The 14840-nt window shown below is 44.8% G+C and carries 13 protein-coding genes; 11 read left to right on the forward strand and 2 right to left on the reverse strand.

Annotated features, from left to right (window positions below):
• Positions 1-9 precede the first annotated feature (9 nt).
• The 11 genes from BWK47_RS04230 (at position 10) to BWK47_RS16990 (ending at position 13994) form a co-directional block, all read left to right on the forward strand.
• Positions 10-1548 (forward strand): efflux RND transporter periplasmic adaptor subunit, encoded by a 1539-nt coding sequence (locus BWK47_RS04230; protein ID WP_237269797.1) that lies wholly within the window; start codon positions 10-12, stop codon positions 1546-1548.
• Between the two features lie 221 nt (positions 1549-1769).
• Positions 1770-1967 (forward strand): cyclic electron transport protein PGR5, encoded by a 198-nt coding sequence (pgr5, locus tag BWK47_RS04235; RefSeq protein ID WP_028949053.1) that lies wholly within the window; start codon positions 1770-1772, stop codon positions 1965-1967.
• Positions 1968-2213: 246 nt separating this feature from the next.
• Positions 2214-4187, forward strand: a complete 1974-nt coding sequence (locus BWK47_RS04240; protein WP_162327683.1) for a bifunctional aldolase/short-chain dehydrogenase — start codon at positions 2214-2216, stop codon at positions 4185-4187.
• A gap of 35 nt (positions 4188-4222) precedes the next feature.
• Positions 4223-4528, forward strand: coding sequence for a DUF433 domain-containing protein (locus tag BWK47_RS04245; protein ID WP_237269799.1), 306 nt, complete (start codon positions 4223-4225; stop codon positions 4526-4528).
• Complete coding sequence (locus BWK47_RS04250; protein WP_162327685.1) at positions 4521-4910, forward strand: DUF5615 family PIN-like protein; 390 nt, start codon at positions 4521-4523, stop codon at positions 4908-4910. Before BWK47_RS04245 ends, BWK47_RS04250 begins: the two co-directional genes overlap by 8 nt.
• Before the next feature lie 11 nt (positions 4911-4921).
• On the forward strand, positions 4922-8200 hold the full coding sequence (gene cobN / locus BWK47_RS04255; RefSeq protein ID WP_162327686.1) for a cobaltochelatase subunit CobN: 3279 nt from the start codon (positions 4922-4924) through the stop codon (positions 8198-8200).
• 91 nt (positions 8201-8291) lie between these two features.
• A complete protein-coding gene (locus BWK47_RS04260; RefSeq protein ID WP_162327687.1) occupies positions 8292-10826 on the forward strand; it encodes a PAS domain S-box protein in 2535 nt (844 codons plus the stop codon).
• Positions 10827-10874: 48 nt separating this feature from the next.
• A complete protein-coding gene (locus BWK47_RS04265) occupies positions 10875-11600 on the forward strand; it encodes a response regulator transcription factor (RefSeq protein WP_162327688.1) in 726 nt (241 codons plus the stop codon).
• A gap of 535 nt (positions 11601-12135) precedes the next feature.
• Positions 12136-13254: a response regulator gene (locus BWK47_RS04270; RefSeq protein WP_162327689.1), complete on the forward strand. Its 1119-nt coding sequence runs from the start codon at positions 12136-12138 to the stop codon at positions 13252-13254.
• 71 nt (positions 13255-13325) lie between these two features.
• Positions 13326-13787: a hypothetical protein gene (locus tag BWK47_RS04275; protein ID WP_237269801.1), complete on the forward strand. Its 462-nt coding sequence runs from the start codon at positions 13326-13328 to the stop codon at positions 13785-13787.
• Positions 13788-13994: a hypothetical protein gene (locus BWK47_RS16990; RefSeq protein ID WP_237269803.1), complete on the forward strand. Its 207-nt coding sequence runs from the start codon at positions 13788-13790 to the stop codon at positions 13992-13994.
• 93 nt (positions 13995-14087) lie between these two features.
• On the opposite strand, the gene aroQ is transcribed toward BWK47_RS16990, so the two are convergent.
• Positions 14088-14546, reverse strand: a complete 459-nt coding sequence (gene aroQ / locus BWK47_RS04280; protein ID WP_162327690.1) for a type II 3-dehydroquinate dehydratase — start codon at positions 14544-14546, stop codon at positions 14088-14090.
• Positions 14547-14566: 20 nt separating this feature from the next.
• Positions 14567-14704 carry a hypothetical protein gene (locus tag BWK47_RS16810; protein WP_020861548.1) on the reverse strand — a complete coding sequence of 46 codons (138 nt, stop codon included), beginning with the start codon at positions 14702-14704 and terminating at the stop codon, positions 14567-14569.
• Positions 14705-14840: the final 136 nt, after the last annotated feature.

The raw sequence follows: 14840 nt of genomic DNA on the forward strand, positions 1-14840 counted from the left end.
TTAGTGCCCATGGCCATGCCCCTTGTCCAATCAATGAAAAAACCCTTACCTGTTCTACTCAGTTTGTTGGGGCTAGGGATCTTGGTGGTGGGAATTTTTGCTTACCGTTCGGCCTATGGCCCCCCCCGCCAGTCGGAATTGGATAAATATACGGTCATGGCTACGGAGTCCCCCCTGGAGGTGGAGATTAAGGCCAGCGGCACCGTGCAACCCCAGCAAACTGTCAATATTAGTCCCAAAGCCCCCGGGCGTTTAGTGCGGCTTTTTGTCGAGCAGGGGGATGTGGTCAAAAAAGGCGATCGCATTGCGGTAATGGAAAATCAGGAATTTTTTGCCGATGGAAAACAGTCGGAAGCTCGTTTGCGGGAGGCGATCGCCCGCTACGAACAGGCCCGCATCAGAATTCCCGCCGAAATTGACCAACTGCGGGCCCAAGTTAACCAAGGTCGTACCCGCATTGCCCAGGCCCAATCCCAACTCGCCAGTGCCCAAGCTCGCTTAGAACAAGCCCAATCCCGCATTCCCAGTAACATTGACCAATTGCGGGCCCAGGTGGCTTCGGCAGAATCTCGCCTCAAGCTGGCGGAAAATCGTCGCAATCGGAATCAAAGCCTCCTCCAGGAAGGGGCCATTACCCAGGATCAGTACGATGAACTCTCCAACGAGTTTTTAAATGCCCAAGCCAGCCTGTTTGAAGCCCAAAGTCGTCTCAATAATGCCAGAACTACCGCCTCCCCCGAAGTGGGACAGATTGAGCAAGAAATTGTCCAACTCCAAGGGGCGATCGCCGAGGCAGAACAGGGGGTAGCGGCCCAAATGGCCCAACTAAGGGAAAGGCAGGGCACCGCTGAAACGGAATTGGCCACCCTCCAAGCCGCCGCTTCCCAAGCCGAAGCCCAACTAATGCGGAGCAAAATTGCCTATGAGGATACTTTCATCGTGGCTCCCTTTGACGGCATCATCACGCAAAAATTTGCCACAGTGGGTTCCTTTGTTACTCCCACCACCTCCGCTTCCAGCACAGCTTCCGCCACGTCCACTTCTATTGTGGCCCTAGCCCAGGGACTAGAAGTAGTGGCCAGGGTACCGGAAGTAGATATTTCCGCTCTCCGTCCCGGACAAATGGTGGATATTGTCGCCGATGCCTTTCCCAATGAAACCTTTACCGGCCGGGTAATCCGGGTGGCCCCCGAAGCCATTGTGGAGAATAACGTCACGTCCTTTGAGGTCACCATTGGCTTAGCCACCGGCCAGGAACAATTGCGCTCAAAAATGAATGTGGATGTGGTCTTCAAGGGAGACAGGCTGACCGATGCTTTGACTGTGCCCACCGTGGCCATTGTTACCGTGGGGGGAAGAACTGGGGTGATGGTGCCCGATGCAGAGGATAAGCCCCAGTTTAGGCCCGTCACCATTGGCCTGGTATTGGATGACAAAACCCAAATTCTTAGGGGATTAGAACCCAAGGAACGGGTATTCATCGATTTACCGGAGGACAGTCAGGATGCCCTCAATCCGCCGGAGGACTCCACCGAGTCAGACAATTGATCAAGCCAAACCGCATCTAACGCCAAGGGAGCCCCAACAGGCTCCTTTTTTGTTGCGACCCGTAACGATAAAAAAACTCTTTGTCAACTTTGCTTTACAAAAATTTACAAAACTGTTACATTTATTTACATAAGGCAAAAAAAGCTTCCTCCATGAGGAAGCCAATGCCCCAGAAATAATTGTTTTTCTTGATTGCTCGTAGGAATTTAGGAGTCACTGCCATGTTTGCCCCCATCGTTATCTTGGTTCGTCAACAGTTAGGCAAAGCTAAGTTCAATCAGATCCGCGGCAAGGCGATCGCCCTCCACTGCCAGACCATTACCAACTTTTGTAACTGGGTGGGCATCGATGCCAAACAACGCCAAAATTTAATCCGTTTAGCTAAGTCCAACGGTAAAACCCTCGGTTTATTGGCTTAATTTCTTGTTTTTAATAATTCTTACTAAACTGAGTCGGTGTAGGCTTTGTTGGATTGATATCCGCCGACTCCGTATTCCCTGAAAGCTTATCCGGAAATTTCCCCCCTAACTCTACGTCCATGGGGGGATTACTTTATCTGGATATGCAACACCTCTGACTTGCCGAGAAAACAGTCACAATTGCCCCAGACCGAAAGCAGGGATAATAGCCTTGGTAGCAAACCCCAGCAATTGACCGGAGGCGTTATGAAGAGTTTATGGGATGACCAGGAAGCCAACCAATATCAAGGGGATTTACCCCAGCGGGTTTACACATCTCGCTTGCTGGGCAAGGAACCATCCCTAGTGCTCCATGGCGGCGGCAATACCTCGGTGAAATGTCAGGTAACTAATTTGGTGGGGGAGAAGGAAGATATTCTCTATGTCAAGGGTAGTGGTTGGGATCTGGCCACCATTGAGGCGGCGGGGTTTGCCCCAGTGAGAATGCCCCATTTGCTCAAGTTGTCTAAGTTGACGCAATTATCCGATCGCCAGATGGTCAATGAATTAAAAACCCAGATGACCCTGGCCAGTGCCCCCAGTCCTTCGGTGGAAACCATTCTCCACGCTATTTTGCCGTTTAAATATGTGGACCATACCCACGCCGATGCAGTGGTGACCATTACTAATACGGCCAATGGGGAGGAAAGAATTCGAGAAATTTACGGCGATCGCCTGGTAATTATTCCCTATGTGATGCCAGGATTTGACTTGGCCCGGGTATGTGCGGAAAAATTCACCGCCGAAGCCCATGGGGGAACAGTGGGCATGGTGTTAATGAACCATGGCATTTTTTCCTTTGGTGCCACCGCCCGGGAAGCCTACGAAGGCATGATTAGTTTAGTGAACGAAGCAGAGGAATATCTAAAAAATCAAGGGGTATGGCAGATTAGTTATGGCCAGCCGCAAAAATCAACTACGGAAAATAGATTGGCATTGGCCCAATTACGCTGTGATGCTAGTAGCATAGCTGGTTTTCCCTTGTTAATGCGGCAATATCAAGATGAGGCCAGTTTAAGCTTTGTCCAACGTTCTGATTTAGCCGACATTAGTCAGCAAGGCCCCGCCACTCCGGATCATGTAATCCGCACCAAACGTTTACCCCAACTGGGTCGAGATGTGGCAGATTATGCCAAAAAGTATCAGGAATATTTTCAGCGCAACGACGGTAAAAGTGGGGAAGTCAAAACCATGCTTGACCCTGCCCCCCGCATTATCCTTGATCGGGAACTGGGACTGCTTACCCTAGGAACTTCTGCTAAAAGTACGGCGATCGCCGGGGATATTTATCAGCACACCATGGCAATTATTCAGCGGGCCAAGGGGTTAGGGGGTTACCAAGCCCTGCCGGAGTCGGATATTTTTGCGTTGGAATACTGGGATTTGGAACAGGCCAAATTAAAACAAGCTGGTAATCCTCCCATGTTTGCGGGGGAAGTGGCCCTGGTGACCGGTGGAGCGTCCGGCATTGGTGAAGCTTCCGTTACCCAATTACTTAAACAGGGAGCGGTGGTAATTGCGCTGGATATTCAACTTAACATTAGTGAACTCCACAATCGACCTGATTTCCTGGGAATCCAATGTGACCTTACTGATGCCAATGCTTTCAAACAAGCTCTGGAACAGGGCATAGCCCAATTTGGCGGTTTGGACATGCTAGTGCTTAATGCGGGGATTTTTCCCGTGGCCCGGGCGATCGCCGAGTTGTCCACGTTGGAATGGCAAAAGGTTTTAAACATTAATTTAGATGCCAATTTAACCCTGCTGCGGGAATGTTATCCCCTGTTAAAGTTAGCTCCCAAGGGAGGGCGAGTGGTGGTAATTGGTTCTAAAAATGTGGCCGCACCAGGCCCGGGTTTGGCGGCTTATTCAGCGTCAAAAGCAGCGTTAAATCAATTAATGCGGGTGGCAAGCTTGGAATGGGCCAAGGATAATATCCGCCTCAATACTATCCATCCTAACGGAGTATTTGATACGGGTTTTTGGACAGAGGAAGTGCTAGAAGCCAGGGCACAACATTACGGTTTAACGGTGGAAGAGTATAAAGCTAATAATTTGCTGAAAGTAGAAGTGACTAGCCAGGATGTGGCGGAATTAGTAACAGCAATGGCTAGTCCTTTATTTGGTAAAATTACCGGCGCTCAATTACCTTTAGATGGTGGCAATGATCGAGTTATTTAGGGAGAATTTTTATGAATAGGAGACTGGTAGAATCTTTGGCAGAGGCAATTATTGCATTGCCGGTGGAGGACTATAGTTTATTTCAAAATACCCTCATGGCAAAGATGATCAAAAAAACACCAGGGATATGCGGTGGCCACGCTTGTATTCGGGATACCCGAATTGCAGTCTGGACAATTATTTCTCTTATCAATCAAGGAGGTACGGATTTGGAGCTACTGGCCGATTTTCCTGGATTAACTGCCTTTGATTTGTTGACTATTAAAGAATATTACCAATCTCATCGACAGGAAATTGATAATCTTATTGATTACCAAGATCAAGAAAATTATCATGATTAAATTCTATAGCAACGAAAACTTATCCCTGGGCTTAGTTAATCAACTACGTCAATTAGGTTACAATGTTTTGACTTCCTATGATGCAGGGAGAGCCAACCAAAGAATTACTGATTTATCTGTTTTGAAAGATGCAACAACTGATGGACGTTGTGTAATTACATTTAATCGAAATGATTTTATTGAATTACATTTGAGTGGAATAAGACACAAAGGCATAATAATTTGTAAAGAAGATCGAGATCAGATTGGACAAGTATCAATAATTCATGATTTTTTAATTAATCAAAAAACTCTAGATAATCGTTTAATCAGAATATTAAAACAAAATCAACCTGGATTGAAGCAACCGCAATTTACGATTAAAGAGTATTACCCTAGTTAAAAATACGTTTGATGCCTCAATTTAAAGCTATTACGACTATTGCAATTATTTTTTATCGTTCCCATTATTTGTCTGGCAATACAACTCCCATTGATGCTCTTTGTCAAGCTTTAGAAAAACATAATTTAAATCCCCTTGCTATCTATGTTTCTTCCCTGCGGGAACCTGACGTACAAGCAGAAGTTTTAGCTATTTTAGAAAATTTAGATCAGCCTTTGGGAGCTATTTTAAACACCACTAGTTTTTCCCTCGCCAAGTTACAAAGACAGATCGGTAATCTCGAAACCATTCCCCTCTGGCAAAAACTGAATGTCCCGGTGCTACAGGTAATTCTTAGCGGTGGCGATCGCCAACAATGGCAGGAAGGGTTACGGGGGCTGAACCCACGGGACTTAGCAATGAATGTGGCTTTACCGGAGGTGGACGGCAGAATTATCACCAGGGCAATTTCTTTCAAAGCGATGGCAGCCCGTCATCCCCAACTGGAAACGGAGGTGGTGATTTATGAGCCTGTGCCGGATCGGATTGAGTGGGTGGCAGAACTGACCAAAAATATCATTGATTGCGCTCAAGCCGAAATTTCCCAACGAAAAATTGCCCTAATTTTAGCTAATTATCCCAATAAAGATGGTCGTTTGGCTAATGGGGTCGGGTTGGATACTCCTGCTAGTTGTCTACAGATTTTAGAAGCTTTAAAAATTGCTGGCTATAATCTGTCTGCCATTCCTAAAGACACTGAAACTTTAATTAAACAATTAACCCAAGGGGTAACCAATGACCAGGAATTAGCTCAATATCGAGCCGTTAATCAAACCATTGCCACAGAGAAAGTATGGCAATTTTTTCACAGTTTGCCCCAGTCCGTACAACGGGCAATGACAGAGCGGTGGCAAGTTAGGGAAAATTGGGATAATTTACCGGATCAATTTGCCATTAGTGGCATCCAATTGGGCAATATTTTTGTTGGTATTCAACCGGCCCGGGGCTATGATTTTGATCCTAGTTTGAATTACCATGCGCCGGATTTAGAACCCACCCTTCATTACCTTGCTTTTTATCTTTGGTTACGCCAGGAATTTTCTGCCCAGGCAGTAATTCATCTAGGTAAACATGGCAATTTGGAATGGTTACCGGGCAAAAGTGTTGTTTTATCTGACCATTGCTATCCAGAGATTGCCCTAGGAGGATTACCTAATTTTTATCCCTTTATTGTCAATGATCCAGGGGAAGGAACCCAAGCTAAACGCCGTAGTGAGGCCTGTATTATTGATCATTTAACCCCTCCTTTAACCAGGGCAGAATTGTATGGCGACTTGGAAAAATTAGAGGCTTTAATTGATGAATATTATGAAGCCCAAGCCTTGGATCCAACTCGTGTTAAAACCATTGGCGATCGCCTCCGTAAGTTATTGGCAACTAGCAATTTGCAAACGGATTTAGGTTTAACACCTCCGGCCCTGAAGGATTTACAACCCTTGTTAACTTCGGCGGATAGTTACCTGTGTGAACTAAAGGAGGCCCAAATTCGGGACGGCCTACATATTTTAGGCCAAACTCCCACAGGAGAGCAGTTGCGGGATTTGGCGATTAGTATTGCCCGATCGCCATCCTATCAAAGACTTGGTTTAACCCAGGCGATCGCCTTTGATTTGGAGTTAGATTTTGATCCGGTTTTGGATGATCCCAAGGAACCATGGCAATTGTCAGAAACCATGCAGATGAAATTACAAAAATGGGAATTAACCCAATTTATTGAGTTATTTAATTCCTGTCGGATAGGGGGACAGATTATTGAAATTTTAGAAGAAATTGCTAAGGAGTTAGTGGGAAGTTTATTGACATCAGTTGTTGTTAACCAAAAAGTCTATTTATTTTTCCACAAGCCTGATAGTAAAACCAAATCTAATCTTGATTATATCGAGCAAATTCTTTTACCAATGCTACAACAAACTCCCCAGGAAATTACTAATTTACTCCGGGGTTTAAATGGGGAATATATTGCCAGTGGCCCGGCGGGGGCACCTAGTCGGGGTCGCCCTGATGTATTGCCAACGGGACGGAATTTCTATGCGGTGGATATCCGGGCCATTCCCACAGAAATAGCTTGGGACATTGGCCGTCGAGCTGCTGAAACCCTGATTGAAAGGTACACCCAAGACCACGGAGAATATCCCCAAACTTTAGCTATTTCCATTTGGGGCACTTCCACTATGCGTACTGGCGGGGATGACATTGCCCAGGTTCTGGCCCTATTGGGAGTACAACCAGTGTGGGATAGCCCTTCCCGTCGCATTATTGATTTTGAAATTTTGCCCACCACTGTACTAAAACGTCCCCGGGTGGATGTGACCGTCAGAATTTCTGGATTTTTTCGGGATAGTTTCCCCAACTTAGTGGAATTTCTCCATCAGGCGATCGCCGCGGTTAGTCAATTGGATGAACCGGCAAATTTGAATCCTTTAGCAGAAAAAGTTAAGCAAGAAACCGAGCAATGGCAACAATTAGGTTTAGCAACGGAAGAAGCTGTAACTAAAGCAACCTATCGTATTTTTGGCTCTAAACCAGGGGCCTACGGAGCTGGTTTACAAGGATTAATTGAAGCGCAAAATTGGCAAAATGATAGTGACTTAGCCCGGGCCTATCTCAATTGGAGTTGTTATGCCTACGATCGCCAGGGCGTTGGCCACAATCAACCGGAAGTATTTGCCCAGCGCCTGCAAAATTTACAAATTGTTTTACATAACCAAGACAATCGAGAACATGACTTGCTCGACTCCGATGATTATTATCAGTTTCAGGGGGGATTAACGGCGGCGGTGCGGTCATTAACTGGGAAAAATCCCACTGTTTATTTTGGTGACAATGCTAATCCTGCCCAACCAAAAGTGAAGTTATTGACCCAAGAAATTGCCAAGGTTTACCGTTCTCGAGTGGTAAATCCTAAATGGATCACTGGGGTAATGCGCCATGGCTATAAGGGGGCGTTTGAAATGGCCGCCACGTTAGATTATCTCTTTGCCTACGATGCCACTGCCCATTGTGTGGAGGATTTTATGTATACAGGAATAGCTCAGGCATACCTACTGGATGAAGAAGTGCAGAAATTTGTGCAACAGCACAATCCTTGGGCGTTAAGGGACATGGCGGAAAGATTATTGGAAGCAGAGCAAAGGCAACTCTGGAGCAATGTTGACCCCCAATTACTAGATCAACTACGGGCGATCGCCCATGGTGCGGAAGAAATTTTGGAAAATAGTCAAATTTACCCTAGACAAGAAAAGCTGAAATAAATTAGTTAGATATTGAATGGTGTAAATAGTCACCATTGTTTAGTATTTGATCAGCCTAATCTGCTCAAGCAATTTAACTAAAGGTACGTCCATGGCAGTCACCGCATTTACCCTGGGGGATTTTTTCCAAGCCAATGGCTATATACCCCACGGCCATTGCTACCTTTGGCAAACTCCCCTGGTCTGGCTCCACGTCAGCGCTGATTTTTTCACGGCGATCGCCTACTACTCTATTCCCTTAACTCTGCTCTACTTTTTGCGGAAGCGCCAAGATATTCCTTTTCCTAATATTATTTTCCTATTTAGTACTTTTATTTTATGCTGTGGCACCAGTCACTTTTTTGACATTATCACCCTTTGGTACCCTATTTATTGGATATCCGGTATAGTCAAAGCCTCCATGGCGATCGTCTCTATTATCACTGTGTTTGAGTTAATTCAAATTGTCCCCAATGCCCTAAACTTAAAATCCCCCACGGAATTAGCTACCCTCAATCTGGCTCTAAATCAAGAAATTAAAGAAAGGCAAACAGCGGAAATAGCATTGCAGGAGTTAAACAATAATCTTGAAAAAAGAGTGGAAGACCGCACTACCCAATTAGCAAAAATAAATCAACAATTAGAACAGGAAATTGAAGATAAAACCCGGGCAAAAGAAGCCCTAGAAAAAAATAAAGATCAATTGGCGCAATTGGCTGCTATTGTCGAATCTTCCCAGGACGCAATTATTAGTAAAACCCTAGATGGTAACATCACCAGTTGGAACGAGTCTGCGGAAAGATTATTTGGCTACACAGCAGAAGAAATGATTGGAAGTCATATCACCAAACTTATTCCTGAGGAATTAATCTTGGAAGAAGACCTTATTGCTGAATGCATCCGCCAAGGTCAGAGGATTAACACCTACGAAACTCAAAGACAGCGTAAAGATGGTAGTAAAATTGATGTTGCCCTGACCATTTCTCCCATTCGAGATGAACACAAAAATGTAGTGGGAGCCTCCAAAATTGTTAGGGATATTACCGCCAGATTGGATGTGGAAAATGCCCTACGGGAAAGTCAATATTTTATTGAAAAATTAGCTAATTATTCTCCCCAGATTCTTTATATTTTAGACCCCATTGCTTGGAAAAATATTTATGTCAATTATCAATCCTTTGAAATCCTAGGCTACACTCCAGAAGAATTTAAAAATGGGGGAACGGAGCTGTTGTTAAACATTGTGCATCCCGATGACATCCCAACCCTCTACGAAAATAAGAATTTTTGGCAAAAGTCCCAGGAAGGCCAAGTGTTGACCACTGAATATCGCATGCGCCACAAAAATGGTTCTTGGCGGTGGCTACGTTCTCGGGAAGTGGTTTTTGCTAGGGATGATTATGGGCAAGTTACTAAGGTTTTGGGCACAGCCCAGGATATTAGTGATAGCAAAGAACAGGAACAAAGACTTTATGAGCAAGGCCGCCGCGAATCATTATTAAGGGAAATTACCCAGCGTATCCGTCAGTCTTTAGATCTGCCAACTATTTTTAACACAGTAGTGCAGGAAATTCGTCAGTTTTTGGAAGCAGATCGGGTAGTTATTTTTCAGTTTTCACCGGACTCTGACTTTTCCGTTGGTAATATTGTGGCAGAGTCGGTATTGGCTCCATTTAAGCCAATCATTAATAGTGCAATTGAAGAAACTTGTTTTAGTAATAACTATGCCCAAAGGTATCAGCAGGGCAGAATTCAGGTCATTGAGGATATTCACCAGTCCCATCTTAGGCAATGCCACATTGACTTTCTTGCCAGGCTACAGGTCAGGGCAAACCTAGTGCTACCACTAATTAATGATGCCATTTTGTGGGGCTTATTGTGTATTCATCAATGTGGCAGTTCTAGGGTTTGGGAACAAACAGAAATTGATCTGCTCAAGCAGATCACTAATCAGTTTGAAATTGCCATCCAACAGGCTACTTTGTACGAGCAGGCTCAACAAGAATTGGCTTCTAAAAATCAGCTTTTTGTACAATTAACCAACGAATTAGAGCAAAAAAAAGTATTGCTTAAGGAAATTCATCATCGAGTTAAAAACAATTTGCAAATTATGTCTAGTTTACTTTATTTGCAATTTAGTAAGGCTTCTCCAGCCATCCAGCAATTGAGTGAGGAATACCAGAATCGCATTCAATCCATGGCATTGATTCATGAGCAGTTATATCGTAGTGAAGACTTAGCTAATATTGATTTTAGTCAATATCTTAAAAATTTGACTCACAATATCTGCCAAAGTTACGGCTGTAATACTGGTAGTATTAAAATTAAATTGTTGGTTGAACAAGTTAAAGTTCCTTTAGAGCAGTCCATTCCTTTGGGATTAATTATTCAGGAATTAGTTTCTAATGCTTTAAAACATGCTTTCCCAACGACGGAAGGGGAAATTTCGATTAAATTCACTTCAATGAACAGTCACTATAGTTTACAGGTGTGGGATAACGGAGTTGGAATTTCCAGGGATATCGATTTGGAAAATACAGATAGTTTGGGCATGCAACTTATCTACAGCCTAACCGAACAACTCCAGGGAAAACTGCACTATGAATATGTCGGTGGCGCTCAATTTGGGTTGGAATTTTCACTTTAGCTAGCTCCATCAAAAATCAACGAAAATCAACATTATTTGACTGCAACCATGGCAACCAAAGTACTGATTGTAGAGGATGAAAGGCTAGTGGCCCAACACATTGCCCAATTATTAAAAAGTGATGGCTATGAAATTTGTGCGATCGCCAGTGATGGAGCAACGGCGCTGAAAAAAATTGCTGAGTTTTATCCAGATCTAGTTTTGCTAGATATTCGTATTAAAGGAGAGATCGACGGGATAGAGGTGGCGGAACGGATAAAATCTCTTTACTCCATCCCCATTGTTTATCTCACAGCTTTTTCTGATGGGGAAACCCTGGAGCGGGCCCAAAAAACCAATCCCCAGGGCTATGTGATTAAGCCTTTTCGGCGGGAACAACTATTATCCACCGTGGCGATCGCCATAGCCAATCATCAACAGCAACGAAAACCTGAGGAAGATACCCTCTCCACGTCAACGGGCCATTATCGCCTGCAACCGACTTTGGACTATATCGAAGAGCATCTCGACCAAGGAATTACCGTTGAATTTCTGGCCGGGGCGATCGGCATGAGCACAGCCTACTTTTGCCGCTTTTTCCAAAAAGAAATGGGATGTTCCCCCTATCAATTTATTATCCAACAACGGGTTGAGCGGGCCAAAGCCATACTACTGGAAAGAGAATTGTCTATCAGCGAAGTAGCTTTGAGATGCGGCTTCAGTTCCCACAGTCAACTTAACCACCATTTTCGTAATCTCTTGGGCATTACCCCGAAAGAATATCGTAGTCGCTAGCAGTTCCCAAGCAAGATCCGGGCGAAAAAATAAAATCGATGTCAAAAATCAACTAGTTTGTCAAAAATCGACCAGGACAGGGTTGGGAATTTTTCCTAGGATGAGACTGTGCTGGTGAGCGACGGGCTGCGAATGCCATTGGCTCAAATCCCAACCTTGCCAAGGATTATACCTAGCTCCTACCCGCTTATTTTTAGGCAAGTTCTTGCAGGTTTGAATCCTAACCGACATTTTTGCTTCTAGGCCTTGGATAGCGAGAGTTACCCTTGGCCACCAAACCTTGGCTAAGTCGATGCCTTTTGGCACCCCAATTAGCAGCAAACACCAGTCATCTTCCTTGAATCCTTCTCTGGTCAGTCCTACGGGTCACTGTTTGGAGCAATGCCTGGGGCATTGAGCATTTCCTCCCATGTCAATCACAACTGACAGTTAAAACAAGAGAATTACTCGGCCCTAGGTCTTCTTATCCTACTGACAACAGCATTAACCGAACACTGTTAACGTTTATCTTTCCAAACATGCAAAGGAGTTTCCCATGACTGCTGTGATCACCCGCCAAATTCCTGGCCGATTCCTGCAAACCTTAATTAAGGAAAAAGCTACCGGGAGACTAACGGTATCCAATCCCCTCGATGAGTTGGTCACCTGGCAGGTCTATCTTGGCAAAGGGAAAATTAATTTTGCCAACAGTGGTGTAGGGGGAATGCAAAGAGTCAGATATCTCCTGGGTAATTACCTGAACGAAAATAAAATTAGCCTGCCTTCCCAAATCTCAGATGACTATAAATATATCTGTGATCTTTGGAAACAAGAACTGATTTCTTTTCAGCAAACTCGCTCAATTTTAACCCAGTTTACCCAGGAAGCATTGGTGCACTTTTTGTCTATTCCTATGACCCAATGTCACTTTGAGCAAGAAGATAGCATTAAAGACCTATTTCTGAATTTAGAATTAGCTAAAACCACCCAATCGGTGGAACATAAAATTAGATATTGGGGAGAGTTATATCCCCAGATCAATTCACCTTTCCAGCGTCCCTTGGTGGAGGATTGGCAGGAAGTGAAAACGATGCTGAATTTGAGCTATCGCCGCAGTGAACAGTGGTGTGAGCATTTATTGGAAGGCTTGAGAAACTTGTCTTGTTTGTATGAGCTGGCCCGAAAAACTAACAGCAGTGTTTTAGAGTTGGCTCTGTTATTTTATCCACGGGTTAAATCGGGAGAAATCAAAATGTTGCCCTATCAAGAAATTTCAGTTGACGATGCCAACTTCCCCGTGGTGATTTCCGTCAACAATCGTCCTTCTGTACAGAAAATTGTGCGAGAAATTTTAGGTCAGCGGGGTTTTAAAGTGGTTTGCATTGACGATCCCTGCCACGCTTTGGCGGCCGCCATCAGCCATAATCCCCAATTGATTCTAATTGACGCTGAGATGCCGGAGATCAGTGGTTATGAGCTTTGCCGTTTGTTGCGAAAATCTTCTGCTGTGAGGGAAACTCCCATTATTTTACTCAACCAAAATGACGGGGTAATGGAGCAAATTCAAGGGCGGTTAGCGAAAGCCTCCGGACAGATCAACAAACAGTTTTTATCCCAGGAATTACTGCAAGTCAGAAAAAACTATTTAGATTCTGTCCCTGTTCTTTGTCCCTAGAGGGAACTTTGTAATCTGTGGTAGATTTTATTGTGATTGAGTGATTCCAAATTTGTCTGGGGCCTGTTGCTGTGGTCTTAAACCGTTTAGCGTTGGCTTGCCTGTGGTTGGCATTGGTAATTTTTGCCTTTGGCTTTGCTCCCCCCAGCAATCCCCAAACTTTAGTTTTGATAAAATCCCTTTCCCTGGGGCAGTGGCAGGACATTAACCCGATGATTATTGCCCTGTTTAATCTGATGGGTATTTGGCCCATGGCCTATGCCGCTATGCTATTAGGCGATCACCAAGGAAGAAAATTTCCTGCTTGGCCCTTTGTGGCGGGGTCGTTCTTTTTGGGAGCCTTTGCCCTACTGCCCTATTTGGTTTTCTGGCCACCGACGGCACCAACTGATCCCGCACCATCGAACTTGGGATCATCAAAACTGACTAAATTCTGGCGCTCTCCCTGGTTAGGGCGAGTTTTATTCCTGTTGGCGATCGCCTGTGTATCCGGTGCTGTGTTTAGGGGGGATTGGGCTGATTATGGACAATAATTGCAAACAAACCAATTCATCGCCGTGATGAGCAGTGATTTTCTCTGTTTAACCCTGGCTTTTCCGCTGGTATTAGCCCAGGAATTGCAGCATCAAAAAGCTTCTCCCTCTTTGCTTCTCGTTTTGGGCAGTACAGTTCCGCTATTTGGCGCTTTAGCTTATTTAAGTATCCGTCCCAATTTTGTAGTCAAAGACCAAATATCCTAAGACCTTGTTCATTGCCTCTGGTCGAGCATTTTGGGAGAAAAAAACGCTAAACCTACCGGATTTAGTGAATATTTGTAGGTATTAAAACGGGCTTTAACTATCAGCCTGACCGTTGAGATAATCCACCAAAGCCCTCAATCCCAAACGATAACTATTCAACCCAAAGCCACAAATTTGTCCGATCGCCACTGGGGCAATGTGGGAAATATGCCGAAATGATTCCCGCTTATGGATATTACTTAAATGCACTTCCACACAGGGTAGTTGCACAGCTGCTAAAGCATCTCGCAGGGCAATACTAGTGTGAGTATAGGCCGCCGCATTAAAAACAATGCCGTGGTAATTTCCTAGGGCTCCATGGATGGCGGTGACCAGTTGCCCTTCACTATTGGATTGGAAAGTACTCACCTCTGCCCCTAAATCGACACCATCTTCCCGCAGGCAGGCGTCAATTTCCCCTAGGGTTAGGGAGCCATAAATACCCGGTTCCCGCTGGCCCAGCAAATTCAAATTGGGACCGTGGAGCACCAATACTTTCCACACCGTTGTCATACTAAACTAAACAGCCCTGATTAACGACGGGAACGGCGATCGTTAACGGGAATGGGAATTAGTTCTGGCTCCGGTTCCCCCTGGGGGCCAAGCAAACCCTCAATCAGCTTCTGGGCCAGTTCTCTGAGTTTATCGAGCAGTTTTTCTAAATAGTCCATTACCAAGGACGACTCCTGTGATGATGTCTAACCGAACCCCGACGGAATAACTAAAACTGAATCTGTTCAATAAAGTTACAGTCTAACGTGATAGCCACAACCGTTGGGACAAACCCCCTGGCAGTGATTCCAGTTC

Origin of the sequence: Synechocystis sp. CACIAM 05 (genome assembly GCF_010222815.1) — a bacterium.
Lineage (GTDB): Bacteria > Cyanobacteriota > Cyanobacteriia > Cyanobacteriales > Microcystaceae > Synechocystis.